The 24,056-nt window shown below is 71.4% G+C and carries 22 protein-coding genes; 8 read left to right on the top strand and 14 right to left on the bottom strand.

What is annotated here, in order from left to right:
- Positions 1-156: 156 nt before the first annotated feature.
- The 3 genes from ACZ4SF_RS01485 to ACZ4SF_RS01475 form a co-directional block, all read right to left on the bottom strand.
- The gene (locus ACZ4SF_RS01485) at positions 157-1,470 is read right to left on the bottom strand and encodes a chaplin family protein (RefSeq protein ID WP_468376660.1); all 1,314 of its coding nucleotides are present in this window, start codon (positions 1,468-1,470) and stop codon (positions 157-159) included.
- A gap of 114 nt (positions 1,471-1,584) precedes the next feature.
- Entirely contained in the window at positions 1,585-1,812 is a 228-nt protein-coding gene (locus ACZ4SF_RS01480; protein WP_468376658.1) for a chaplin, read from the bottom strand.
- Between the two features lie 238 nt (positions 1,813-2,050).
- Entirely contained in the window at positions 2,051-2,449 is a 399-nt protein-coding gene (locus ACZ4SF_RS01475; RefSeq protein ID WP_468376654.1) for a rodlin, read from the bottom strand.
- A gap of 247 nt (positions 2,450-2,696) precedes the next feature.
- Here ACZ4SF_RS01475 and ACZ4SF_RS01470 point away from each other — a divergent pair, with 247 nt between their 5' ends.
- The gene (locus ACZ4SF_RS01470) at positions 2,697-3,095 is read left to right on the top strand and encodes a rodlin (protein ID WP_468376653.1); all 399 of its coding nucleotides are present in this window, start codon (positions 2,697-2,699) and stop codon (positions 3,093-3,095) included.
- A gap of 60 nt (positions 3,096-3,155) precedes the next feature.
- On the opposite strand, the gene ACZ4SF_RS01465 is transcribed toward ACZ4SF_RS01470, so the two are convergent.
- The 4 genes from ACZ4SF_RS01465 to ACZ4SF_RS01450 form a co-directional block, all read right to left on the bottom strand.
- On the bottom strand, positions 3,156-5,204 hold the full coding sequence (locus ACZ4SF_RS01465) for an AMP-dependent synthetase/ligase (protein WP_468376650.1): 2,049 nt from the start codon (positions 5,202-5,204) through the stop codon (positions 3,156-3,158).
- Between the two features lie 109 nt (positions 5,205-5,313).
- Positions 5,314-6,168, bottom strand: coding sequence for an ABC transporter permease (locus ACZ4SF_RS01460; RefSeq protein WP_468376647.1), 855 nt, complete (start codon positions 6,166-6,168; stop codon positions 5,314-5,316).
- Complete coding sequence (locus ACZ4SF_RS01455; protein WP_468376645.1) at positions 6,165-8,855, bottom strand: CocE/NonD family hydrolase; 2,691 nt, start codon at positions 8,853-8,855, stop codon at positions 6,165-6,167. The genes ACZ4SF_RS01460 and ACZ4SF_RS01455 overlap by 4 nt, the downstream gene beginning before the upstream one ends.
- 366 nt (positions 8,856-9,221) lie before the next feature.
- Entirely contained in the window at positions 9,222-10,685 is a 1,464-nt protein-coding gene (locus tag ACZ4SF_RS01450) for an APC family permease (protein WP_468376642.1), read from the bottom strand.
- Positions 10,686-11,116: 431 nt separating this feature from the next.
- Between ACZ4SF_RS01450 and ACZ4SF_RS01445 the strand changes: the two genes are divergently transcribed.
- Positions 11,117-11,947 carry an SCO4651 family lipoprotein gene (locus tag ACZ4SF_RS01445; protein WP_468376640.1) on the top strand — a complete coding sequence of 277 codons (831 nt, stop codon included), beginning with the start codon at positions 11,117-11,119 and terminating at the stop codon, positions 11,945-11,947.
- 53 nt (positions 11,948-12,000) lie between these two features.
- Here the strand turns inward: ACZ4SF_RS01445 and mmsA are convergent, their stop codons facing one another.
- The 5 genes from mmsA to iolC form a co-directional block, all read right to left on the bottom strand.
- Positions 12,001-13,503 (bottom strand): CoA-acylating methylmalonate-semialdehyde dehydrogenase, encoded by a 1,503-nt coding sequence (mmsA, locus tag ACZ4SF_RS01440; protein WP_468376637.1) that lies wholly within the window; start codon positions 13,501-13,503, stop codon positions 12,001-12,003.
- A 16-nt stretch (positions 13,504-13,519) separates the two neighbouring features.
- Entirely contained in the window at positions 13,520-15,397 is a 1,878-nt protein-coding gene (iolD, locus tag ACZ4SF_RS01435; protein WP_468376634.1) for a 3D-(3,5/4)-trihydroxycyclohexane-1,2-dione acylhydrolase (decyclizing), read from the bottom strand.
- Complete coding sequence (gene iolB, locus ACZ4SF_RS01430) at positions 15,394-16,233, bottom strand: 5-deoxy-glucuronate isomerase (protein WP_468376631.1); 840 nt, start codon at positions 16,231-16,233, stop codon at positions 15,394-15,396. Before iolB ends, iolD begins: the two co-directional genes overlap by 4 nt.
- Positions 16,234-16,240: 7 nt before the next feature.
- Positions 16,241-17,110: a Cgl0159 family (beta/alpha)8-fold protein gene (locus tag ACZ4SF_RS01425; protein ID WP_468378260.1), complete on the bottom strand. Its 870-nt coding sequence runs from the start codon at positions 17,108-17,110 to the stop codon at positions 16,241-16,243.
- Between the two features lie 74 nt (positions 17,111-17,184).
- Positions 17,185-18,135: a 5-dehydro-2-deoxygluconokinase gene (gene iolC, locus ACZ4SF_RS01420; protein ID WP_468376628.1), complete on the bottom strand. Its 951-nt coding sequence runs from the start codon at positions 18,133-18,135 to the stop codon at positions 17,185-17,187.
- Positions 18,136-18,598: 463 nt separating this feature from the next.
- On the opposite strand from iolC, the gene ACZ4SF_RS01415 reads away from it, so the two are divergent.
- Positions 18,599-18,799, top strand: a complete 201-nt coding sequence (locus tag ACZ4SF_RS01415) for a helix-turn-helix transcriptional regulator (RefSeq protein WP_468376626.1) — start codon at positions 18,599-18,601, stop codon at positions 18,797-18,799.
- Positions 18,800-18,877: 78 nt separating this feature from the next.
- Here the strand turns inward: ACZ4SF_RS01415 and ACZ4SF_RS01410 are convergent, their stop codons facing one another.
- Positions 18,878-19,921: a zinc-dependent alcohol dehydrogenase family protein gene (locus tag ACZ4SF_RS01410; protein WP_468376623.1), complete on the bottom strand. Its 1,044-nt coding sequence runs from the start codon at positions 19,919-19,921 to the stop codon at positions 18,878-18,880.
- 161 nt (positions 19,922-20,082) lie between these two features.
- Here ACZ4SF_RS01410 and ACZ4SF_RS01405 point away from each other — a divergent pair, with 161 nt between their 5' ends.
- The 5 genes from ACZ4SF_RS01405 (at position 20,083) to ACZ4SF_RS01385 (ending at position 23,609) form a co-directional block, all read left to right on the top strand.
- On the top strand, positions 20,083-21,495 hold the full coding sequence (locus tag ACZ4SF_RS01405; RefSeq protein WP_468376620.1) for a condensation domain-containing protein: 1,413 nt from the start codon (positions 20,083-20,085) through the stop codon (positions 21,493-21,495).
- 262 nt (positions 21,496-21,757) lie between these two features.
- Complete coding sequence (locus ACZ4SF_RS01400) at positions 21,758-22,000, top strand: hypothetical protein (protein ID WP_468376618.1); 243 nt, start codon at positions 21,758-21,760, stop codon at positions 21,998-22,000.
- 151 nt (positions 22,001-22,151) lie between these two features.
- Complete coding sequence (locus tag ACZ4SF_RS01395; protein WP_468376616.1) at positions 22,152-22,487, top strand: hypothetical protein; 336 nt, start codon at positions 22,152-22,154, stop codon at positions 22,485-22,487.
- A 167-nt stretch (positions 22,488-22,654) separates the two neighbouring features.
- Positions 22,655-23,008, top strand: a complete 354-nt coding sequence (locus tag ACZ4SF_RS01390; protein WP_468376614.1) for a hypothetical protein — start codon at positions 22,655-22,657, stop codon at positions 23,006-23,008.
- 256 nt (positions 23,009-23,264) lie between these two features.
- Positions 23,265-23,609 (top strand): hypothetical protein, encoded by a 345-nt coding sequence (locus ACZ4SF_RS01385; protein WP_468376611.1) that lies wholly within the window; start codon positions 23,265-23,267, stop codon positions 23,607-23,609.
- A gap of 139 nt (positions 23,610-23,748) precedes the next feature.
- Here ACZ4SF_RS01385 and ACZ4SF_RS01380 read toward each other — a convergent pair whose 3' ends face one another.
- Positions 23,749-24,036 (bottom strand): hypothetical protein, encoded by a 288-nt coding sequence (locus ACZ4SF_RS01380; RefSeq protein ID WP_468376608.1) that lies wholly within the window; start codon positions 24,034-24,036, stop codon positions 23,749-23,751.
- Positions 24,037-24,056 lie beyond the last annotated feature (20 nt).

Genomic DNA, 24,056 nt, shown 5'->3' with positions numbered 1-24,056 from the left:
GGGCGGCGGCGCGCGGGCTGGCGGCGCCGGGGCGCGGCGGCGCGGGGCGCTGGCGGCGCTCGGGGGCGGCCATAGGCAGGCCCGGTAGCGAGGGGTTCTTGGCGAGCGGGGTGCCGGGTGTTCGGTCCGGCACCCGGCACCCGGCACCCGGCACCGCTAACGACGGGAGGCTGCCCGTCCTCGCCTGAACAGGAGCGTTCCGAGGCCGATCAGCACGGCACTGACGGCCGTGGTCGCGATCATGGCACGGGCGTCACCACCGGTGTGCGGCAGCGTGGGCGGCTGCCCGGGGTGGTGCTCCCCGCCGCCGGGCGGGGGCGTGGTGTGGTCGCCGCCGGGGGGTGTGCTGTGGCCCCCACCGGGGGGCGTGCTCTCGCCCCCGCCATACGGAGGCGGCGTGTGATTGTCGACGGGCGGAGTCGTCTCGCTCCCGCCGTAGGGGGGCGGCGTCTGGCTGTGGGTGGGCGCGGTCGTCTCGTCCCCGCCGTAGGGAGGCGGCGTCTGGCTGTGAGTGGGCGCGGTCGTCTCGTCCCCGCCATAAGGAGGCGGAGTCCCGCTGCCGGTGGGCGCGGTCGTCTCGTCCCCGCCATAGGGAAGCGGCGTCCCGCTGACGACCGGCGGAGTGCTCTCGGCACCCTCGCGGTCAGGCAGGGTGTGGTCGCTGCCGGAGCTGGAGTGATCGCCGTCACCGACGGAGGCTTCGGCGCCACCCTGTCCGGAGTCGCCGTAACCGGACTCGGCCGAGCCGGAGATTACGGAGGCGGAGTCGGCCGAGGTGGAGTTCTCCGAGCCCGAGCCCGAGTCCGCCGAGCCCGAGTCCTCGGAAGCAGAGTCGGCCGAGCCGGAGATTACGGAGGCGGAATCGGCCGAGTTGGACTTCTCCGAGGCGGATTCTGCAGGGCCCGAGTTATCGGAGGCGGAATCGGCAGAGCCCGAGTCCAGGGAGGCGGAATCGGCCGAGGTGGACTTCTCCGAGGCGGCGTCGGCGGAGCCGGAGCCTACGGAGGCGGAGACGTCCGAGCCGGAGCCCACGGAGGCAGAGACGGCCGAGCCGGAGTCCCCCGAGCCCTTGTCCGCCGAGCCCGAGTCCTCGGAAGCGGAGTCGGCCGAGGCGGAGTCTTCGGAGCCGTCGTGTGCGTCTCGCACGACGGAGCGGGCGTAGTCGAGGCGTTCGTCGGCGTCGCCGTGGGCGTCACGGTCCGGACTGTCGGCGCCCTCCTTCGAACCGTGGTCGGCGGCACAGGAGTTGCCGGACGCCCGGTCCAGAGCCGCGGCCGCGTCGGCGGAGTCTCCGCAGGCGTCCACCGGTGGGTGCACCGGAGCCTGGATGTCGTCCCCGGACACCACCCCGGGGATCCTGTGGGTGGCGGCTTGCACATGTGCGTCGGCGAGCGCGGAGCTGCCGTACAAGGACAGGACGCCGGTCACGGCGGCGGCCACGACCATGCCCTTGCCGAGGGTCTGTCGCAATCTCGTGCCTTCCTGCTCGGAGCAGTGGGAAGGCCGGCCCCGGAACGAAGAATCGGTGTTCGACGGTCCGGGGCCGGCCAGACACAGCCGGGGCTGGTGTGTGGTGCTGCGTCGTCAGCGGTTGACGCAGTAGTTGGCAAGCGTCGGGTTCAGCAGGGCGATGATGTCGATCGTGTTGCCGCAGATGTTGATCGGCACGTGGATCGGGACCTGGATGACGTTGCCGGACAGGACGCCCGGGGAACCGATGGCGGCGCCCGTGGCGTCCGCGTCGGCGAAGGCGGGACCGGCCAGGCCCAGGGCCAGGATGGCGCCCGTAACGAGAGCGGCGGTCTTCTTCATGAATGTTCCCTTCTCTGGGGTCATGCCCCGAATAACGGCCACAACCGTGTGCGCACGACGAGAAAGGCCGCGACACGGAATGAGGGATAGACACAATGGGAGAGCACGGAACACGGACCGCGCGACAATCACTCGATCGCGCGGATCCCTCATGCCTCTTCCCTCGCCGGAGTACGTGGAAAAAGGCCCGGACAGTCCGCGCGCGAGGCAGCGGACGGCCCGGGCCGGCCAGGTCGGCTCAGCTTTCGCCGTTGGCCGAGAGAACCGAGATGTCCTCCAGGACATGCGAGACCGCACCGTCGCGCTTGGCGTTGGAGGAGTTGTCGGAGCACTGCTGCTGCAGGTGGTCCGAGGCGATCGGAATGTCCTGGAGCGTGGCAGCGACGATCGCGGTGACGGCGACATCGACGTCCTGGACGCCGACGCACGGCTTGTTGAGCGTGCCCTGCACCAGCGAGAGCTGCGGGCTCATGTTGCCCTTCGTCGCCGAGTTACCGAACGACGACACGGCGCCGTTGCCGTTCGCGACGGTCGGCCCGTCGTCGTTGCCGATGGCAAGCGCCTGCGGCGCGGCCGCCACCGCCATTCCCACGACAGAAGCGGCGGCCGCAGCTGCGACCATTGCCTTCTTGAGCACTTCGCGTTCCTTTCCTTGTAGCGACGCATGCCCTACGGCCTCATCAACCCGACCCACCGGGAATGGTTCCGCTGATTCACTCGGTTGGAGCGCAAACACCTGCGAGGTGACGAGAAGTCACCAATCCGAAAACCACACGACCCGTTCACCCCGTCGGCCGACAGGGTGAACGGGAGAAACCGCGGGACGCGCGCGGAGTTGTCCAGATGGCTCCGGTGGACGGGGTTTCCTCAGAAAGGACTGGCCAGTGATCAAGAAGATTGTTGCGACTGCGGCCGTCGCCGCCTCCGCCTTGGGCGCCTCCGCTGCCGCGGCACCACAGGCGCTGGCGATCGGGAACGACGACGGGCCGACCGTCGCGAACGGCAACGCGGGATGGCAGACCTACGGCAACTCGGCCACGTACGGGAACATGAGTCCGCAGATCGCCCTGATCCAGGGCTCTTTCAACAAGCCGTGCATCGCGGTCAGCGACCTCCCGGTGGGTGTCGGCGCCCTCGCCGGCGTCAATGTCCATGACCTGCCGATCCTGTCCGACCACATGCAGCAGCAGTGCACCGAGAACTCCTCGAACGTCAAGCGCGACGGCGCGCTGGCACACCTGCTGGAGGACGTGTCGGTCCTGTCCCAGAACGGCGAGAGCTGATCCGGTGAGCGAAGCGGGCCGCCGAGTGGTTCGGCGGCCCGCTTCGGCCTGTCAGCGGCGTCAGCGGCGGTACAGCGCCTCGATCTGCTCGGCGTACGCGGCGGTGACCGCGTGCCGCTTGACCTTCAGCGAGGGGGTCAGCAGTCCGTTCTCCTCGTTGAACTCCCCTTCCACCAGGGCGAAGGCACGGATGGACTCGGCCCGGGAGACGGCCTCGTTGGCGTAGTCGACGGCCTTCTGCACCTCTGCGCGCAGCCGTTCGTCACCGACCAGCTCGGACAGCGGGGTGTCCCGCGGGAGTCTGTGCACGGACAGCCAGTGGGCGACCGCCTCCGGGTCCAGGGTGACCAGCGCGGCGACGAAGGGCCGGTTGTCACCGACGACCAGGCACTGGCCGACCGGCGAGCGGCTGCGCAGCCGGTCCTCCAGCACGGCCGGGGCGACGTTCTTGCCGCCGGAGGTGACGAGGATGTCCTTCTTGCGGCCGGTGATCGTGAGATAGCCGTCGTCGTCCAGCGCGCCGAGGTCGCCGGTGGCGAACCAGCCGTCGTGGAGCACGGCATCGGTGGCGCCGGGGTTGTTCCAGTACGACCCGAAGACGATCCCGCCCTTGACCAGTACCTCGCCGTCTTCGGCGATGCGCACGGACACCCCGGGCACCGGCAGACCGACCGTGCCGGGGCGGGGGCCGAGCGGGGGCACGATGGTGGCGGCGGCCGTGGTCTCGGTCAGGCCGTAGCCCTCGTGGACGACGATGCCGGCCGCGTGGAAGAACAGGTTGAGGTTGCGGTCCAGCGGGGAGCCGCCGCTGATGGCGTACCGCACCCGGCCGCCCAGCTCGTTGCGGATACGGCGGTAGACCAGCAGGTCGTAGAGGGCCCATGCGGCGTACAGGCCCGGGCCGGGGCCCTTGCCGGTGCCGAGGAACTCGCGCAGGCCGGCCTCGGCGAAGCGGACGGCGATCCGTTCGGCACGGTCGAAGGAGGCGGCGCGGCCGATCCTCTCGGCGGTGGCACGCCCGGTGTCGTGGATCTTCTCGAAGAGATAGGGCACGCCGACCAGGAACGTGGGCCGGAACTCCTTGAGCGCGGGCCGCAGTTCGTCGGGCTTCACGCTCGGGAAGTGGCCGGTCTCGATCCGGGCCAGGAGGCAGGCGAGCTGCAGGGTGCGGCCGAGGATGTGGGCGAGCGGCAGGAAGAGCAGGGTGGAGGCGCTCCGGCCGGTGGCGGCCCGGAAGACCGGGTGCAGCAGTTCGACGGCGTTGGCGGCCTCGGCGTGCAGGTTGCCGTGGGTGAGGACGCAGCCCTTGGGCCTGCCGGTGGTGCCGGAGGTGTAGCAGATGGTGGCGATGGTGTCGGGGGTCAGCGCGCCGCGTCTCTTGGCGAGGTCGTCGTCGGGGACGTCCCGGCCGATGGCGGTGAGGTCGGCCAGGGGCTCCGCCGGAAGTGCCGCGGCGGGCCGCGGGCCGGCTGCGGCACCGTCGTGGCCGGTCGCGCCCTCGCGGCGGTGGCCGCCCGCCGGGCCGAGCCCGGCGTCGCCTCGATGCGCTGCCCCGCTCAGGGCAGCCGGGTCGATCTGCCATACGCGCGGCGGGCGGGGGTGGCCGGCCGTGCCGGCGGACACGACGGCCGTGTGCTCGGCGGTCTCGGTGACGGCGAAGCGGGCGCCGGAGTCACGGACGATCCACTCCACCTGCTCGGCGGAGGAGGTCGGGTAGACCGGCACGGACTGGCCGCCGGCCGCCCAGACGGCGAAGTCCAGGACGGTCCACTCGTAGCGGGTGCGGGACATGACGACGATCCGGCCGCCCGGTTCGAGTCCGGCGGCGATCAGTCCCTTGGCGACGGCGGCCACCTCGGCGGCGAAGCCGGCCGCCGTGACCGGCCGCCAGGCGCCCTGCTCGCGGCGGCGCAGCAGTACCGCGTCGGGCGCCTCGGCCGCGTGCGTGAAGGGCAGGTCGGCCAGGGAGCCGGTGGTGAGCGGGGGCGCCAGGGGTGCTGTGCGCACCTCGCGTACGGCGCCGGCCGCGTCCCGGACGATCTCCACCGGGGCGCGAGCCGCCGGGCCGATGCGCCTGCGCGCCCGTTCCAGATCCCTGCGTACGCCCATGACCGCTCCCGGTGGCGATGCGTGGTCTGCCGAATCCCCTTGCGGGACAGTCAACTTACTCGCAGGTAAGGAAAGGTCAATGGGATGCGCGGGATCCGTTCGCGACGGCTCAGCTGACGACGTCCTTTCGCGCGAAGCCCCGGAAGGCCAGGGCGAACAGCACCAGGGCATAGGTGAGGGACAGCGCGGTGCCCTGGACCATGCCGGACCACTCGGGGTGCGGCTGGACGGCGTCGGCCCAGGCGAACTGCCAGTGGGCGGGCAGGAAGTCGCGCCAGTGGCCGAGGGCGGTGACGGCGTCCAGGACGTTCCCGACGATGGTCAGGCCGACCGCGCCGCCTACCGCGCCCAGCGGGGCGTCCGTCTTCGTCGAGAGCCAGAACGCCAGCCCGGCCGTGACCAGCTGGGAGACGAATATGTACACCACGGCCACGAGGAGCCGCTGGGCCGCCGTGCCGGTGTCCAGCACCCCGCCGGTCGGTATCTGCAGCGGCCCCCAGCCGTAGGCGGCCGTTCCGGCGGCGAGCGCCACCAGCGGCAGCAGCAGCATCGCGGCGAGGCTCAGCCCGAGCGCCACGACGAGCTTGGACCACAGCAGCCGGGCCCGGGGCACGGGCGCGGCGAGCAGATAGCGCAGCGAGGACCAGCTCGCCTCCGAGGCGATCGTGTCCCCGCAGAACAGGGCGACCGGGATCACCAGCAGGAAGCCCGCCGAGACGAAGAGGTTCACGGCGGCGAAGTTGGCGCCGGAGGCGGTGGCCGTGTCCATCAGGGTGACCTGGCCGTTCCGGCTGCCCGGGTCGCCGCCGAGGGCAAAGGCGATCAGCAGCACGAACGGCAGGACGGCCAGGATCGCGCCCATGACCAGCGTGCGGCGCCGCTTCAGCTGGCGGACCAGTTCCACCCGCGCCGGCAGGGTGCGGCCGGCCTGATAGCCGGAGGCGACCTCGGTGAGCGTGCTCATGCGGAACCTCCGATCAGGGTGAGGAAGGCGTCTTCCAGGCGGCGGTGTGGGCCGACCGAGGCGACCGGCACCTCGAGCCGGACCAGCTCCACGACCAGCCGCTCGGCCGTGCCGCCGGGGTCGAGCCGGATCAGCAGCCCGTCGTCGGTGCGCACGGCGGAGGAGACGCCGGGCAGCGCGCCCACCTTCTCCACCACCGCCTCCTCCACGGGCGTGGCGGTGCCGACCAGCAGGGTGTCCCCGGAGCCGATGATCTCCCGGACCGGGCCCGCCTGAACGAGCCGGCCGCGGTCCATCACCACCAGGTGGGTGCAGGACTGTTCGACCTCGGCGAGGAGATGGCTGGAGACGATGACCGTGCGGCCGGCGGCCGCGTACCGGATCATCACCTCGCGCATCTCCCGGATCTGGGGCGGGTCGAGGCCGTTGGTGGGCTCGTCCAGGATGAGCAGGTCGGGCAGGCCGAGCATGGCCTGGGCGATGGCGAGGCGCTGGCGCATGCCCTGGGAGTAGGTGCGCACCGCGCGGTCGATGGGGTCTCCCCTGTTCGAGCGCCGTCGCGCACGTGGGGAAGCGTCGCCGAGCCCGGCGATCTCCAGGGCCTCGTCCAGATGGGCGTCCCCGGGCGGGCGGCCGGTGGCCCGCCAGTACAGCTCCAGATTCTCGCGGCCGGACAGGTGGGGCAGGAAGCCCGCGCCCTCGACGAAGGCGCCCACCCGGGACAGCACGGACGCGCCGGGCCGGATCGCGTGGCCGAAGACGCGGATCTCGCCGTCGTCCGGCCGGATCAGGCCCATCAGCATGCGCAGGGTGGTGGTCTTGCCGGCGCCGTTGGGGCCGAGCAGGCCGAGGACCTGGCCCTTCTCGACACGGAAGGACAGCTCGCGCACCGCGTACCTGTCGGTGGACTTCGCGTACCGCTTGCTCAGGTCCTCGATCACCAGCGGGACTTCGGCCAGCTCCGGATCGGGTGGGGGCGCGGCCGTGCGGCGGCGGGCGGTGAGCAGCAGGGCGAGGGCGGTGGCCGCGCCGGCCGCGGGGAGCCACCAGACCCAGGCGGGCAGCGGTGCGGCGGCCGTGGTGACCGCGGGCGCCGTCGGCACGCTCAGGGCGCCCTTCAGGGAGACGGTGTAGCGGGCCGGGGTGGCCGGTGAGGCGTAACCGAGGTCGGTGGAGGCCAGGACCAGGCGGAGCCGGTGGCCCTTCTGCACCTCGTGGTCGATCGCCGGGAGGGTGACGGTGACGTCCTTGCCGGCCTTGGCGCCGGTCACCCGGAACGGCGCGACGAGCTGGGCGGGCAGCACCTGCTGGACGCCGCCGGGGCCGACGTCGTAGACCTTGCCGAAGAGGACGGCGTCGTCGCGGGTGGAGGTGATGTGGACGGTGGCGGTCGGGGCGCCGGTGATCTGCAGGTCGTGGGTGAGGGGTGCCGAGTCGAACTTGGCGTACTGGCCGGGGAAGTCCAGGGAGACGCCGACTCCGAGCGCGGACAGCCGGGAGAGGCCGCCGGAGCCGCCGAGGCCCGGCAGGGCGGAGACGCCGGGCGGGCTGGCGCCGGCCGGGTTGGCGACGCGCTGGGTGCCGCCGGTGAGGGCGACGGTGCGCCGGTGGTCGCGCAGGCCGGGGTAGGCCGCCGCGCTCGCGCCGCGCAGCTGGGCGGTGCCGTCGGTGGAGTCGACGCCTCCGGTGCGGGTGATCCGGAAGGCCGGGCCGGTGCCGGCGTTCTTGTCGCCCTTCAGGTACCGGTCGAACCAGGCGCGCACACGTGCCTCGATCCGGCTGGTCTCCATGTCGCCGCCGTCGTGTCCGCCCGCGATCCAGTCGACGGCGACAGGGGCGCCGTTCGCACGGATCGCCTTCTCGGCCGCGTCGGCCTGGTCGAGGGTGAACAGGGAGTCGGTCTGCCCCTGCACCAGCAGGGCCGGCACCTTGATGCGGGCGCCGACGGCGGACGGCGAGCGCTCCTCCAGCAGCTTGCGGGCAGCCGGGTCCGGGGAGCCGGACTCGGCGACCCGGTCGTACATCCGGCACAGCCCGGCCTCGAACTTGTCGCAGCCGCCGCCGGTGTTGAAGAAGACGCCGGACCACAGCTTCTTGAACACCTCGTTCGGGAACAGGGCGTCCGCGAGGTTCCAGTAGGTGACGGCCGGGGCGATGGCGTCGACGCGCCGGTCGTGCCCGGCGGCGAGCAGGGAGACCGCGCCGCCGTAGGAGCCGCCGGCCATGCCCACGCGCGGGTCGCCGGGCTTGTCGAGCCGCACCTCGGGCCGCTCGGCCAGCCAGTCGATGAGCCGGGAGACGTCGGCGACCTCGCCCTCGGGGTCGTTGAGCCCGATCTTCCCGGTGGACCGGCCGAAACCGCGCGCGGACCAGGTCAGGACCGCGTACCCGTCCCGGGCGAGGTCCTCGGCCTGCTCCCGCATGTCGTCCTTGCTGCCGCCGAAGCCGTGCGCGAGCAGCACGGCGGGGTGGCGGCCGGCGTCGGCCGGGGCGAAGAACGAGGTGTCCAGTCGCACCCCGTCGACCGCCATGACCTGCTCGCTGCTGCGCACGGTCCGCGTGTCGTCGGAGGCGACGGCCGCCGTCCACGTCCCGGCGCCGGCGAGCACCACGACGGCTGCCGCGGCGGCGGTGAGCCGACGCGGCCGGCGCAGCAGCCCCCGCAGTGCGGGCAGTCGAAGATCCATGCGTCAACGGTACGGGCCGCCACCGACAACCGCTGCTGCCGTCGGGCGGAGCCCCGGCCCCTCCTCCGGGCGTACGGGCCCGGGCCGGCGTACACCGAACGCGGTACGGGAACACCGTCGCACCACGGCACCGAACCGGCACGGGTGATGCGTATGCCGGCCCTCAGCACCCCGGACGGCACGAGCGACACCCACGCCGACCCCAGCACCCCGAACGGCAGGTGGCGGGAACGCCGTCGCCCCCGGCGCCCCCGAACCGGCACGGGTGGCGGGAACGCCGTCGCCCCCGGCACCCAACCTGGCAGTGGGTGACGGGGGCGGCGGCTTGCGGCCGGGGATGTCGGGGGAGGCACCTCCGGCCGCGGATCAGGCCCGGGCCTCGCCGGGGACCGGGGCGGGCACCGGGGACTCCGTGGCCTGGGCGGGCAGCCGGACCTCCGGCACCTGGGCGTCCTCCGGGATCGACACCAGCCAGCGGGTGTCGCGGCGCGGGCGCAGGTACAGGGCCCAGTAGAGGGTGGCTGCGGCGGTGATGCCGCCGGTCCACAGGAGGTAGCTCGTCTCCTGCTGGGTCAGGATGTAGGCGAGGACGGCGATCAGCAGGACCGGCACCGCGGGCCACAGCGGCATCCGCCAGGCGGGCGTGTGCTTGTGGGAGCCGCGGCGGGACAGCAGCGCGGCGACCGCGACCAGCAGGTACATGCCGGTCACCGAGACGCCGGTGACGCCGTACAGGGTGTCCAGGTTGACGAAGCAGAGCACCGCGCCGGGGACGCCGACCGCGAGCGTGGCGACCCAGGGGGAGCCGAAGCGGCCGAGCTTGGCGAAGACGGTGTTGACCGGGCCGGGCCAGGCCTTGTCGCGGGCGGAGGCGAACAGCACCCGGGAGTTCTGGATGACCATGACGATGCCCGCGTTGATGATCGCGAGGGCCACGCAGAGGCTGACGAAGGTGCCGACCGCGGAGTTGGACCAGGCGGTGACCATGGAGCTGATGTCGCCGCCGGTCAGTTCCTTCAGGTCGCCGGCGCCCATGGTGATGGCGGCGACCGGCACCAGGATGACCACGGTGGAGATCGCGAGGGTGGCCAGCACGGTGCGGGCGACGTTGCGGCGCGGGTTCTCCAGTTCCTCGGAGAGGTAGACGGCGGTCGAGAAGCCCTGGGTGACGAAGAGGGCGATGGCGAGCCCGGAGACCACCAGCATGGCCGTCACCGTGTCCGTGTGGCCGTGGGCGCCGGCCACCTGCATGGAGACCAGACTGCCCACCCCGCGGTGGCTGTGCGAGAAGCCGAGCAGGGCGACGACGCCGGCGGCGACGACCTCCAGGACCAGGAAGATGCCGGTGATCCAGGCGTTGGCACGCAGGTCGAGCAGGCCGGCGAGGGTGGCGAGCAGCATGACGCCGGCGCCGGTCATCGACGGGTCGAGGTGGACGATCGGCGCGAGGTAGTCGGCCGTGCCCATGGCGATCACCGGTGGGACGATCATCACGACCAGCAAGGACAGCACGAAGACCAGCCAGCCGGCGAGCCGTCCGGCCATCGTCGACACCATGGCGTACTCGCCGCCCGCGCTGGGGATGAGGGTGCCCAGCTCGGAGTAGCAGAAGGCCACGGCGATACAGAGGAGGGAGCCGATGGCGATCGTCAGGGCGGTGGCGGTGCCGAGGGAACCGAACAGGTCGGGGACGACGACGAAGAGCGTGGAGGCGGGCGTGACGCACGACAGCGTCAGCAGGGTGCCGCCCACGACACCGATGGATCGCTTCAGCCCCGGTGCGGGGGCTGTGGCGGTGTCGGCCACGGACTTCTGGAGCGTGTCGGTCATGCGGCGGTTCCGATCGACTCGTGCGACTGAAGGGGGGTCGGGAGCGCTATCGCCTCCGGCGGATCGTCGTACGTTCGTCTCGTCCGCTCCCGGCGCTGCATAGAGAACCCCGACGAAAACCGCCACGTCAATGGCCGTTTACCTTCGGAATCCGCACTTGCGAACAGCCGCGTGCCGCATCACTTTCCCAGGCTGTGACGCCGAATTGGTGCATCCATCAAGCCTCAGCCAGATATGACCTTGATTTCAAAGGACAGCCTGCGCTAAACCCTTCGACACCCGTTTCGTCCGGCCTGAACGGGAACCGCAGCCGACATTTCAAAAAAATGTCAGCCGTCCGCTATCCGGACGGCTAAACCGGTCGCGTCCATGTCAGTACTGCCCGATAGAGTGCGCCGCGCATGACTGGCACACGGCACTTGGGGTGGGACATGAGGAAACGGCACACCGCTGCCTGGGTGGGGTTCACGACGGCGGCACTGGTGACGGCCTCCGGCTGTGGCACGGAGAGCGCCGGGTCGGCGGTCAAGGCGGTCGCCGAGGCAGACGACGTGATGGCGGCGCTGACGAGGGCGACGGACCGGACGGAGGCTCTCGGCTCGGCCGAGGTACGCATGACGACCGACACCGGCACCAGCGGCCCGATCGCCATGGAGGGCACGTACTCCTGGGGCGACGGTTACCTCTTCGACGTCCAGATGGACACCAGGGCCGCGAACATGCAGGCCGTCAACCACGCCCCGAAGACGCACGTCCTGTTCGTCAAGGGCGTCTACTACTACGACGTCGACGCCTTCACCTCCGGCCCGTACAAGGGCAAGGACTGGATCAAGGTCGACGGTTCGGCCGTGTTCGGCAAGAAGGGCGCCCAGGCCCTCGCCGGCGACAACGGCAGCCCCTCGGCCTCCATGAAGGGCCTGAAGTACGCCAACGACACCAAGGACCTCGGCAAGCAGACCGTGAACGGCCGGAGCACCACGCACTACCGCGCCGTGGTCGACCAGGACCACATGGGCAGGCTCAAGGACGCCTACGGCGAGGGCAGCCCGCTGAGCGCGGCGACCGGGGCCAGCTCGATCGTCATGGACGTGTGGGTGGGCTCCGACGACCTTCCGGTACGGCTGAAGCAGAAGATGGGCACGATGACGGTGACCATGGACTTCGAGAAGTTCGGCAAGACGGTCAGCGTCGAGGCCCCGCCCGCCGCGCGCACCGCCGACCTCACCGACGTGATCGCGAAGCAGCGGAAGCAGCAGGGCTGAGCACACCGGTGCCCCGTCCTCCGCGCGGAGGACGGGGCACCGTGCTGTCCGGCTCAGTGGTTGCGCGGGAAGCCCAGGTCCACGCCGGCCGGGGCGTCGGCCGGGTCGGGCCAGCGGGTCGTGACGACCTTGCCGCGGGTGTAGAAGTGCGTGCCGTCGTTGCCGTAGATGTGGTGGTCGCCGAAGAGCGAGTCCTTCCAGCCGCCGAAGGAGTGGTAGCCCACCGGCACCGGGATCGGCACGTTCACGCCCACCATGCCGGCCTCGATCTCCAGCTGGAAGCGGCGGGCGGCGCCGCCGTCCCGGGTGAAGATCGCGGTGCCGTTGCCGAACGGCGAGGCGTTGATGAGGGCCACGCCCTCCTCGTACGTCTCGGCGCGCAGCACGCACAGCACCGGGCCGAAGATCTCGTCCTGGTAGGCCTTGGCGCTGGTCGGCACCTTGTCGAGCAGCGAGATGCCGATCCAGTGACCGTCCTCGTGGCCCTCGACCGTGTAGCCGGTGCCGTCGAGCACGACCTCGCAGCCCTCGGCCGCCGCGCCCTCGACGTAGGAGGCCACCTTGTCGCGGTGCACCTTCGTGATGAGCGGGCCCATCTCGGAGGCCGGGTCGTTGCCGGGGCCGATCTTGATCTTCTCGGCGCGCTCGCGGATCTTCTCCACCAGCTCGTCGCCGATGGAGCCGACCGCGACCACCGCGGAGATGGCCATGCAGCGCTCGCCCGCGGAGCCGTAGGCGGCGGACACCGCGGCGTCGGCCGCCGCGTCCAGGTCGGCGTCCGGCAGCACCAGCATGTGGTTCTTGGCGCCGCCCAGGGCCTGCACCCGCTTGCCGTTGGCGGAGGCGGTGGTGTGGATGTAACGGGCGATCGGGGTCGAGCCGACGAAGGAGACGGCCTTGACGTCCGGGTGCTCCAGCAGACGGTCGACGGCCACCTTGTCGCCGTGCACGACGTTGAAGACGCCGTCGGGCAGACCGGCCTCGGAGAGCAGCTCGGCGATCTTGAGGGAGGCCGACGGGTCCTTCTCGGACGGCTTCAGCACGAAGGTGTTGCCGGTCGCGATGGCGATGGGGAACATCCACATCGGGACCATCGCCGGGAAGTTGAACGGCGTGATGCCGGCGACGACACCGAGCGGCTGGCGGATCGCGGCCACGTCGACGCGGTTGGCGACCTGGGTGGACAGCTCGCCCTTCAGCTGCACGTTGATGCCGCAGGCGAGGTCCACGATCTCCAGACCGCGGGCCACCTCACCGAGCGCGTCCGAGTGGACCTTGCCGTGCTCGGCGGTGATCAGCTCGGCGATCTCGTCGCGGTGGGCGTCCAGCAGCGCGCGGAACTTGAAGAGGATCGAGGTCCGCTGGGCCAGCGAGGACTGACCCCAGGTGGCGAAGGCGTCCTTGGCCGCCGCGACGGCCGCGTCCACCTCCTCGACCGACGCGAACGCGACCTTGGTGGTGACCGCGCCGGTCGCCGGGTCCGTGACCGGCCCGTACGTACCCGACGCGCCTTCGACGGTCTTGCCGCCGATCCAGTGGTTGACGATCTTCGTCATGCCCAGAGACTCCTTATTACAGATGGCGGCGTCGGGTCGAGACGTGCCGTTCGTACAGCTCACGTGCCTTGACCGCCGACGGTCGGGTCGCGGTCTCGGCCACAGGAACATCCCACCAGGCCTGCGCCGGAGGCGCGCCCGACACAGTGTCGGACGTTTCGGTCTCCACGTAGACACATGTGGGAGTGTCGGCGGCCCGCGCCTCGGCGAGCGCCGCCCGCAGGTCCCGTACGGTCTTCGCGCGCAGCACCCGCATGCCCAGGCTGGCGGCGTTGGCGGCGAGGTCGAGGGGCAGCGGGGCGCCCGTGTACGTCCCCTCGCCGGACGGGAACCGGTAGGCCGTGCCGAACCGCTCGCCACCCACCGACTCCGACAGGCCGCCGATCGAGGCGTACCCGTGGTTCTGCACCAGCAGGAGCTTGATCGCGACGCCCTCCTGCACGGCCGTCACGATCTCGGTCGGCATCATCAGATAGGTGCCGTCGCCGACCAGCGCCCACACGTTCCGCTCGGGTGCGGCCAGCTTCACACCGAGCGCGGCCGGAATCTCGTAGCCCATGCAGGAGTAGCCGTACTCCAGGTGGTACTGGTCGTACGACCGCGCCCGCCACAGCTTGTGCAGGTCGCCGGGGAGCGAGCCGGCCGCGTTGACGATGATGTCCGACTCGTCCACCAGGGCGTCGAGGGCGCCGATGACCTGCGGCTGGGTCGGCCGTACGTCCGGTTCGTCGGCCTCGAAGCAGGCGTCGACGCGCTGCTCCCAGCGCTCCTTGTCCTCGGTGTACTCGGTGACGTAGGAGCCGGCCGCCGTGTGCCCGTGCATGACCAGCGCCTCGGTCAGTTCGCCCAGTCCGCTGCGGGCGTCGGCGATCAGCGGGAGGCCGGACAGCTTGTGACCGTCGTAGGGCGCGATGTTGAGGTTGAGGAAGCGGACGTCCGGGTTCTCGAAGAGGGTGCCGGAGGCGGTGGTGAAGTCGGTGTAGCGGGTGCCGACGCCGATCACCAGGTCCGTGGTGCGGGCCAGCTCGTCGGCGGTGGCGGTGCCGGTGTGGCCGATCCCGCCGACGTCCTGCGGGTGGTCGTACCGCAGCGAGCCCTTGCCGGCCTGGGTGGAGGCGACCGGGATGCGGGTGGCTTCGGCGAACTCGGCGAGCGCTGCCTCGGCGCGGCTGTGGTGGACTCCGCCGCCGGCGACGACCAGCGGCCGCTTCGCGGCACGGATCGCCGTCACCGCCTCGGCCAGCTCGGTCGGGTCGGCACCCGGCCGGCGTACGGTCCACACGCGCTCCGCGAAGAACGCCTCGGGCCAGTCGAAGCCTTCCGCCTGTACGTCCTGCGGCAGGGCGAGGGTGACCGCGCCGGTCTCGACGGGGTCGGTGAGGACCCGCATGGCCTGGAGCGCGCTCGGGATCAGTTGCTCGGGGCGGGTGATCCGGTCGAAGTACTTCGACACCGGGCGCAGGGTGTCGTTGACCGAGACATCGCCCGCGTACGGCATCTCCAGCTGCTGCAGGACCGGGTCGGCGGGGCGGGTGGCGAAGACGTCGCCGGGCAGGAGCAGGACCGGGAGGTGGTTGATGGTCGCGAGGGCGGCGCCGGTGACGAGGTTGGTCGCGCCGGGGCCGATGGAGGTCGTGACCGCGTGCGTGGACAGGCGGTTCGACTGGCGGGCGTAGCCGACCGCCGCGTGCACCATGGACTGCTCGTTGCGGCCCTGGTGGTACGGCATGACATCGGCGTACTCGATCAGCGCCTGGCCGATCCCGGCGACGTTGCCGTGGCCGAAGATGCCCCAGGTGGCGCCGATCAGCCGCTGCCGTTCGCCGTCCCGCTCGGTGTACTGGGCGGCGAGGAAGCGGACGAGTGCCTGGGCGACGGTCAGCCGGGTCGTCATCGGTACCCCCCTGTGGTGTCGGTGTGATCGGGGTGGAAGCAGATCCGCCACTCCCGTGTCTCGCCCGGGCCGGCCATGACGTTCAGGTAGTACATGTCGTGCCCGGGCTGGGCGATCGACGGGCCGTGCCAGCCGTCGGGGACGAGGACGGCGTCGCCGGAGCGGACCTCGGCGAGGACGTCTGAGCCGCCCTCGCGCGAGGGGAACACGCGCTGATAGCCGAGGCCGCTCGGGCCGTCGATCTCGAAGTAGTAGATCTCCTCCAGCTCGGACTCCTCGCCCGGCCGGTGCTCGTCGTGCTTGTGCGGAGGGTACGAGGACCAGTTGCCGCCGGGGGTGATCACCTCCACGGCGATCAGCTTGTCGCAGTCGAAGGAGTCGGCGGACGCGAAGTTGCGCACCCGGCGGGCGCAGTTGCCGCTGCCGCGCTCCTCGACGGGGACCTCCGGCGCGGGGCCGTAGCGGGCGGGGAGTCGTCGCTCGCACTTCGCTCCTGCCAGGGCGAAGCGGCCTCCCGCGCCGGAGGCGATCAGGGCCCGGGCGTCCCGGGGCGCGTACACGAAGTCGGAGACTGCGGCGAACACGCTCTCACGGCCCAGGAGTTGGAACTCGGCCTGCCCGGTCGGCGCAGTGTCGATTTGTACGGTACATCCGCCTTGCAGCGGAAGCACGATCCATTCACTGTCCCCGGTGGTGAACGTATGGCTGCCGCCGGGCGCCAACTCGACCACGCGCAGGCTGCTGTGGGTCCAGCCGGCCGACTTGGGGCCGATGTCGACGGCGTACTGCGCGTTCGCGGTCGCGCCCTTGGGCAGGTGCAGGTCGGTGCTGGTCATGCGGCCCTCACAGCAGTCCTACGGCGGTGTCCACGGCGGCGGCCACGTCGCCGTCCGCCGGGTACAGCAGCGAGCGGCCGACCACCAGGCCGCGAACGGTCGGGAGTTGGAGCGCGCCGCGCCACTTCTCGTAGGCGGCGACCTGGTCCTCGGGCGAGTCGCCGATGTCCCCGCCGAGCAGCACGGCGGGCAGCGTGGAGGTCTCCATGACCCGGGCCATGTCGTCGGGGTCCTCGGTGACCGGCACCTTCAGCCAGGTGTAGGCGGAGGAGCCGCCGAGCCCGGAGGCGATGGCGATGGACCGGGTGACCGCCTCGGCGGACAGGTCGTTGCGCAGCTTCCCCTCGGGGGTGCGGCGGCTGATGAACGGCTCCACGAAGACCGGCAGCCGGTGCGCGGCCATGGCGTCGATGGCGCGGGCGGTGGACTCCAGGGTGGTCAGGGAGCCCGGGTCGTCGTAGTCGACGCGCAGCAGCAGCTTGCCCGCGTCGAAGCCGAGGCGGTGGATGTCCTCGGGGCGGTGCCCGGTGAACCGGTCGTCCAGTTCGAAGCGGGCGCCCTGCAGGCCGCCGCGGTTCATGGAGCCCATGACGACCTTGTGGTCGAGGGCGCCGAGCAGGAGCAGGTCGTCCAGGATGTCGGCGGTGGCGAGGACTCCGTCGACGCCGGGCCGGGACAGGGCGAGGCAGAGGCGTTCGAGGAGGTCGGCACGGTTGGCCATGGCGAGCCTGCGGTCGCCGACGCCGAGCGCGCCGCGGGCCGGGTGGTCGGCGGCGACGATCATCAGCCGGCCGTTCTCGTTCAGCAGGGGCCGGCGGGCCCGGCGTGCGGCGGCCTCGGCGATCGCCTCGGGGTGGCGGGTGCGGACGCGGACCAGTTCGGCGACGTCGACGCGGGACTGCCGGACGCCGTCACCGCCGTGGGTGTGCGTCCCCGCTACGCGGCCCGCCCTCACCGGACCGCTCCGGCCTCGAGCGCGGCGGCCACCTCGGCCGGCGTGGGCATCGCGGAGGAGCACTCCAGGCGGGAGGCGACGATCGCGCCGGCCGCGTTGGCGTGCCGCATGACCGTCTCCAGGTCCCATCCCTCCAGCAGGCCGTGACAGAGCGAGCCGCCGAAGGCGTCACCGGCGCCGAGCCCGTTGAGGACGGTGACGGGCAGGGGCGGGACCTCCGCGGACTCGCCGTTGCGGTGGACGGCGAGGACGCCCTTGGGTCCCTGCTTGACCACGGCGATCTCCACTCCCGCGTCGAGCAGCGCACGGGCGGCGGCATGCGGCTCGCGCAGCCCGGTCGCGATCTCGACCTCGTCCACGTTGCCGACGGCGACCGTGGTGTGGCGCAGGGCCTCGGCATAGAAGGGCCGTGCGGTGTCCGGGTCCTTCCAGAACATGGGGCGCCAGTCGAGGTCGAAGACGGTCGTGCCGGACTTCGCCCGGTGGGCGAGGGCCGCGAGGGTCGCCGTACGGCTCGGTTCCTCGCTCAGGCCGGTGCCGGTGATCCAGAAGATGCGGGCCGCGTGGACGGCGTCCAGGTCCAGCTCGGGGGCGTCGATCTCCAGGTCGGGGGCCTTGGGCTGCCGGTAGAAGTACAGCGGGAAGTCGTCCGGCGGGAAGACCTCGCAGAAGGTGACCGGGGTCGGCAGCCCGGGGACGGGGGTGACCCAGCGGTCGTCGACGCCGAAGCCGCGCAGTGCCTCGTGGAGGTAGGCGCCGAACGGGTCGTCGCCGGTGCGGGTGATGACGGCGGTGTGCCGGCCGAGCCGGGCCGCGGCGACCGCGACGTTCGCCGCCGACCCGCCGAGGAACTTGCCGAAGGACGACACCTGGGCGAGCGGGACACCGGTCTGCAGCGGGTAGAGGTCCACTCCGATCCGCCCCATGGTGATCAGGTCGTAGGCCATCGGCTTCCCTTCGTCATGGCTCTCCCCGGCTTTCTAGTCCCGTACGGCTCGCCCTGTCAATGTTTTGTCCAGACATTCGGACCAGTCACTCCGGAGGGCGCACGGGGCGCCCACCCGGGTGCCGGGTTCCCGGCGGGCGCGAGCACGCGCGTGCCGGGTTCCCGGCGGAGCGCGAGCACGCGCCGCGCCGAGCCGGACCCGCGGTCACCCGCGTCCGCGGCGGCCTTCGCGCGGCCGCTGCTTCAATGCCTGCCCTTTGCGGCGGGTGTGTCACAAAAGCCCCCCTCGCGTCACGGATGTCACATGTACGCGAACCCCCGGTCACACCCGGTCGACAGGCGTCATCCGCTGGTCACTCTGTGTCGTTCACCGGGCACAGGCTTGGTGATCGCCAGCGCAGTGCCCGGTCCCCCCGGCGGCCGTCCCCGGTCGCCGCCGCGGCACGCGCAGGGAGGTGCTGTCCATGACCGACCGAAGGCTCTGGTCCTACAAGGAGATCGCGGCACACATCCGGGTGCAGCCGGACACCGTGCGCTCGTACCGCAAGCACGGGCTGCTGCCCCCGCCCGATCACGTCGAGGGCGGCAAGCCCTACTGGTACGCCGACACCGTCCGCGCCTGGGCCGCCTCCCGCCCCGGCAACCGCGGCCGAAGAGACGACTGACCCCGCCGCGCTGCGCTCCTGCGCGCGTACCGTGCCCCGTCCGCTCCCGGCGGCGGGGCACGAGCTGTCGCCGGGCCGTCAGCTCCAGGGCTCGATGACCGTGACCCCCGCTCCCGGTGCCGTACCCATCGCCGCGAGGGCCGCCGGGGCCGCGTCGAGCGGGAGGGTCGACGTCACCAGGAGGTCGGGGCGCAGCACTCCGGCGCGGACCAGGTGGAGCATGCCGGGGTAGGCGTGGGCGGCCATGCCGTGGCTGCCGAGGAGTTCCAGCTCCAGGGCGATCGCGCGGGCCAGCGGGACCGGGGTGGTGCCGTCGGCCGAGGGCAGCAGGCCGACCTGGACGTGCCGGCCGCGGCGGCGCAGGCCGTTCACGGAGGCCGCGCAGGTGGCGGGCGAGCCGAGGGCGTCGAGGGAGAGATGGGCGCCGCCGCCGGTCAGCTCACGGACGGCGGCGGCGGGGTCGGGCAGGCCGGTCGCGTCCAGGCACTCGGCGGCCCCGAACTTCCGTGCCAGATCCAGGGCTTGGGGTGACACGTCGACGGCGACCACCCGCGCTCCCGAGGCAGCCGCGATCATCACCGCCGACAGGCCCACACCGCCGCAGCCGTGCACCGCGACCCACTCCCCGGCCGCCACCCGGCCCTGCTGCACCACCGCGCGGAAGGCGGTGGCGAACCGGCAGCCGAGGGCGGCGGCGGTCGCGTACGTCACGCCGTCCGGAACGGCGACGAGGTTGACGTCGGCGTGGTCGAGCGCGACGTACTGCGCGAAGGAACCCCAGTGATGGAAGCCGGGCTGGGTCTGCCGTTCGCACACCTGCTGGTCGCCGGCCGCACAGGACGGACAGCTGCCGCAGGCGCAGACGAACGGCACGGTGACCCGGTCGCCGGGCCGCCACCCTCTCACCCGTGCGCCCACCGCCTCGACCACACCGGCGAGTTCGTGCCCGGGCACGTGGGGCAGCGTGATGTCCGGATCGTGCCCCATCCAGCCGTGCCAGTCGCTCCGGCACAGCCCGGTCGCCTCGACGCGGACGACCACGCCATGGGGAGCCGGGCGGGGGTCAGGCAGTTCACGCACTTCGGGGAGGTCGCCGTAGCGCTCGAAGACCATGGCTCGCATGCGTACTCCTTTCGGAAAACCTGCGCGAAGGCTAGATGCTGCGGTCGCTTCGCCGTTCGAGTCGTCACACATCCCGCTGAAAACCCCGCAACACAGCTGCCATCGCTCGCGCACGGCTCCCCCTTGATCAAGCTGGTGTCTTCTGCGAAGGAGACGCCACCGTGCGAATTTCTGACATTCAGCGCTGCGAGGTCCGGCCCGGACGCCTCGTCGAGTGGACGTTCAGCCCGGCGACCATCGCGGCAGCGGCAGCCCTGCGGCCGGACCCGAGACCGCCGGCGTACATCCAGGAGTCGCACATCAGAACGGCGCGCTCGGTGCGTGCGGACGGGCTGTTCGTACCCACCTGGCTCGGCGCGGCGTTCGACCTGCCGGGCCGCGCCGACCTCGACGCGCTGGAACGGGCGTTGCGCGGCTGGACGCTGCGGCACGAGACGCTGCGCAGCGGCTTCCGGTGGGCCGGCGACGACATGCACCGGTTCACGCTGCGGGAAGGGGACGTGTCGCTGCACCGGGACGTGGTCGGCGACTTCACCGACGCCGGGGCGCTGATCCGGTACCTGCAGGACCGATTCGACGTCGCGGCGGACGCGCTCGGCTGGCCGAACCTCATCTATGCGGCGGTCGTCCGCGACGACTCCACCAGTGTCTACATGGCCTTCGACCACACCAATGTCGATGCCTACTCGCTGCAGCGCATCCCGGACGAGATCCACGACCTGTACACGGCGGACGTCACAGGCCGGCCCGTCACCGGGACGGCCGCGGGAAGTTACGTCGACTTCTGCGAACAGGAACGGGCGGACGCGGACGGGATCGACGACACGCACACGATCGTGGCGCGCTGGCGGGAGTTCATCGGCCGGTGCGACGGGAGGCTGCCGGAGTTTCCCGTCGACCTGGGTCTGCGGCCCGGTGGTGTGCTGCCCGCCCAGAAGTTGATGTGCGAGCCGCTCCTGGACGCGGACGCGGCAGCCTCGTTCGAGGCGCACTGCCGGCCCTACGGCGGCAGCATGGTCGGCGTCCTGGCCGCGACCAGTCTGATCGTCCACGAGCTGGGCGGGCAGCCGTACTATCGCACGGTCGTGCCGCTGCACACCCGGCTGAAGTCCGCATGGTCGGACTCCGTGGGCTGGTACGTCGGCGGCGCACCGATCGAGGTGCCCGCGGCACGGGACTTCGAGGGCGCGCTCACCACGGTGCGCGCCGAGCTGCGGGCCAACCGGTCGCTGGCGCGCATTCCGCTCGCCCGCGTACTGCGCCTGCTCGGCGCCGACTTCCGCCCGACCTCGCCGGACATATACTCGATCGTCTCGTACATGGATGCCCGCGCCGTCCCCGGATCGGCCCGCTGGACCGAGAAGAAGGCGTACGGACTGATCCGGGTGTCGTACGGCGACCAGGTGTGCGTCTGGGTCAACCGGCTGCATGAGGGACTGTGGTTCGCCTGCCGCTACCCGGACACCGATGTCGCCTGCAAGAACGTGCGGCGGTACGCCGAGGGGCTGCGCGATCTGATCGCCTCCGCGCCGGCACGCGGCCACCCGCGGGTCGCGGAGCCGACGTTCTCGTGAGCCAACTTCACCCCGCTTCACCCATGTTGGTGTCGGCGCCGCGCCGCACCTGACGGCACATCGCCTGTCAGGACGGTGGGCGCCGGACGGCAACTCCGGTGTCCGAGCAGGTGACCGGCGGCCGACTCGGTGTCTTTTTCCGGGCTCTTGCACCCCTCATGACACAGCCGTCCGGCGTGGAACGCCACTCTCGCTACTGCTAGTGTTTGACCAGTCACACTCGGCAACAAGCCTCTCGTACAAGCAAAGAACCGAGGGTTCCATGCGCAAGCTTCAGCAGGTCGTGATCGCAGCGGTGGCGGCCGGCGGTCTGTCGGCCATCGGTGCCGGCACCGCCATCGCCGACAGCCCCGAGGGCGGGCTGCAGGTGTCCGACCTCTACCGCCCCTACCAGGAGTGCAGTCCGCAGACGGTCTCCGAGAACGACGTCCCGATCGCCGTACTCGGCCTCGCCGGCACGACGGACACCACCTGCGGTCAGTACAACAACGCCTTCACCGGCTGAGCTCGACGGCGTCATCGTTCGCGACGCTTGGCACGGGGCCCTTCGGGTCGACTCCGAAGGGCCTGGTCCCTCCGGCCGGTTGACCGAGTGTCGAAGACAGAGCCCGGCAGGGCCGGCGCCCGGGCACCCCGACAGAGGGAAAACCCATCACATGTTCAGCGCGAAGAAGATCGCGGCCGTCTCGGGGCTCCTCGGCAGCCTCGCCCTGACCGGCATCGCCCAGGCGCATGCCGCAGCCGATCCGGGAAGGTGCACGCGTGACCTCCTGGGCAGCATCACGTGCACGCAACGGATCAAAGGCGTGATCCCCGAGGACGGTGTCGTACCCCATCAGGAAACCTGCAAGACGGTGCAGCCCGTGACGCTGCCCGCCGCCCTGGGCAACGGCAGGACGCGACTCGGCCCCGAGGTGACCTGCTCCCCGGCGACACGGGGGGTGCCCGAAGAGGCCGACAGCGAGCCGGTACTGCCCGGTCTGCCGCGTTAGCACCTCCGCACCCGGGAACCCCGACCGATGCCTCGTGGTGCCGATACGGCATACGAGGGGCCGACACGACATGTGGAGTGTAGATCCTGAATTACTACGTAGCGTGTGCATAAGCTCACGTCAAGTAGTCAAGCCAGGCGCCGCGCCTGGGTGAGGAAGGGTCAAACATGCGCAAGTTTCAGCGTGCTGCAGTCGTAGCGGTGGCGGTCATGGGGCTGTCCGCCTTCGGTGCCGGCGTCGGTTTCGCCTACGGCGGCGACAACGCGGCCCCGGAGATCACCGCCGTGGCCAACTCGACGGCCAACGCCGTTGCCGTAGGCGGCGGCTACTACTACGGTCAGCCGCAGGCCCAGCCGGAGGAGCGCCCGGAGGAGCACTACTACGGCCAGCCGCAGGCCCAGCCGGAGGAGCGCCCGGAGGAGCACTACTACGGCCAGCCGCAGGAGCACCCGGAGGAGCACTCGCAGGACCAGAAGGACGACAAGCCCGAGCAGGGTTACGGCGAGCACCAGGGCGAGTAAGACCTAACGAGAGCTCGTTCTCTCGGCGCCTGCAGCGGTGCACCGACCTTCTCCGGAAGCCTGATGCACGCGAAAGCGGCCCGGACGCGCGGCAGCCCCTCAGGGTGCGCGTCCGGGCTGCTGCCATCCCGCCCTCGCGCGCAGCTCGCAGCGAGTGAAGGCAACTGGAGTCTCTGTTTTCGACCGTCTCGGGCCCGGGCGCACGCCAGTCACCTGGCACAGGCGCCCGGGCCTCCGTCGTAAAGGAATGCAGCACATGCTCACTTCGCAGAAGATTGCCACCGTCTCGGCGCTCGTCGGCAGTCTCGCCGTGATCTGCGTCGGCGCGGGACACGCGTACGCAGACGGAGACCGGGGCGACTGCAAGACCACCGCACAGGGTGACACCGTCTGCATCCGCAAGAAGGAGACGCGCACCGACAAGAACGGCACTCTCACCATCAAGCAGGAGCAGGACTGCTCGACGTCCGACCGGCCGCGCGGGGTGTTCCCGGGCGACCGGCTGACGGAGGGCGGGTCCGCCAACGTCGGGCCGGTGGTGGACTGCTCCAGCACGGCGGAGCTGCCCAAGGGCTTCAAGAAGCCGCACATCGAGTTCTGATCACTGTCGGCGAATGCCGGACCGGGGACATCCCCGGCCCGGCATTTCTGTTCTCCACGAGGCACCCCTGCCCGCGAAAGGAGAAATCCCGGTGCCCCCGGCCGTCGGCCGGGGGCACCGGGAAAGGGGTTCTGCCCTACTAGTCGCCGAAGCTGTTGTCGCAGCCCATGGTCGAGCCGAGGTTCGTGGCCTGGGCGCCCGGGTTGCCCTCGCCGTTCAGCAAGTTGCCGCCCAGACCGTTGCCGATGCCGACCTCGCCGAGGATGTCGACGTTGCTGTCGTGCGACCTGCAGGTGCTGCTCTGCTTGATGGTGAACTCGTCGCCGCCCTTGCCCCGGCCTTGGTCAGCGTGGGCGGCGCCGGCACCCAGAAGCCCGACGCTCCCGATTGCGGCGACAAGGACGGCAGCCATGCGGAGCTTGTGCATGTCATCTCCGGTGAAGTGGG

Source organism: Streptomyces sp. NPDC027663 (assembly GCF_055566415.1).
The sequence above is the reverse complement of the archived record's forward strand: the minus strand, read 5'-3'. Positions and strand labels throughout refer to the sequence as shown.

Bases quoted from the DNA above. Each gene is read 5' to 3' on its own strand.
- ACZ4SF_RS01445 (WP_468376640.1), top strand. From the start codon at position 11,117: ATGAGGAAACGGCACACCGCTGCCTGGGTGGGGTTCACGACGGCGGCA.
- iolC (WP_468376628.1), bottom strand. From the start codon at position 18,135: ATGGCCTACGACCTGATCACCATGGGGCGGATCGGAGTGGACCTCTAC.
- ACZ4SF_RS01380 (WP_468376608.1), bottom strand. From the start codon at position 24,036: ATGCACAAGCTCCGCATGGCTGCCGTCCTTGTCGCCGCAATCGGGAGC.
- ACZ4SF_RS01410 (WP_468376623.1), bottom strand. From the start codon at position 19,921: ATGCGAGCCATGGTCTTCGAGCGCTACGGCGACCTCCCCGAAGTGCGT.
- iolB (WP_468376631.1), bottom strand. From the start codon at position 16,233: ATGACCAGCACCGACCTGCACCTGCCCAAGGGCGCGACCGCGAACGCG.
- ACZ4SF_RS01460 (WP_468376647.1), bottom strand. From the start codon at position 6,168: ATGAGCACGCTCACCGAGGTCGCCTCCGGCTATCAGGCCGGCCGCACC.
- ACZ4SF_RS01480 (WP_468376658.1), bottom strand. From the start codon at position 1,812: ATGAAGAAGACCGCCGCTCTCGTTACGGGCGCCATCCTGGCCCTGGGC.
- ACZ4SF_RS01385 (WP_468376611.1), top strand. From the start codon at position 23,265: ATGCTCACTTCGCAGAAGATTGCCACCGTCTCGGCGCTCGTCGGCAGT.
- iolD (WP_468376634.1), bottom strand. From the start codon at position 15,397: ATGACGACCCGGCTGACCGTCGCCCAGGCACTCGTCCGCTTCCTCGCC.
- ACZ4SF_RS01400 (WP_468376618.1), top strand. From the start codon at position 21,758: ATGCGCAAGCTTCAGCAGGTCGTGATCGCAGCGGTGGCGGCCGGCGGT.
- ACZ4SF_RS01390 (WP_468376614.1), top strand. From the start codon at position 22,655: ATGCGCAAGTTTCAGCGTGCTGCAGTCGTAGCGGTGGCGGTCATGGGG.
- ACZ4SF_RS01455 (WP_468376645.1), bottom strand. From the start codon at position 8,855: ATGGATCTTCGACTGCCCGCACTGCGGGGGCTGCTGCGCCGGCCGCGT.
- mmsA (WP_468376637.1), bottom strand. From the start codon at position 13,503: ATGACGAAGATCGTCAACCACTGGATCGGCGGCAAGACCGTCGAAGGC.
- ACZ4SF_RS01450 (WP_468376642.1), bottom strand. From the start codon at position 10,685: ATGACCGACACGCTCCAGAAGTCCGTGGCCGACACCGCCACAGCCCCC.
- ACZ4SF_RS01465 (WP_468376650.1), bottom strand. From the start codon at position 5,204: ATGGGCGTACGCAGGGATCTGGAACGGGCGCGCAGGCGCATCGGCCCG.
- ACZ4SF_RS01395 (WP_468376616.1), top strand. From the start codon at position 22,152: ATGTTCAGCGCGAAGAAGATCGCGGCCGTCTCGGGGCTCCTCGGCAGC.
- ACZ4SF_RS01415 (WP_468376626.1), top strand. From the start codon at position 18,599: ATGACCGACCGAAGGCTCTGGTCCTACAAGGAGATCGCGGCACACATC.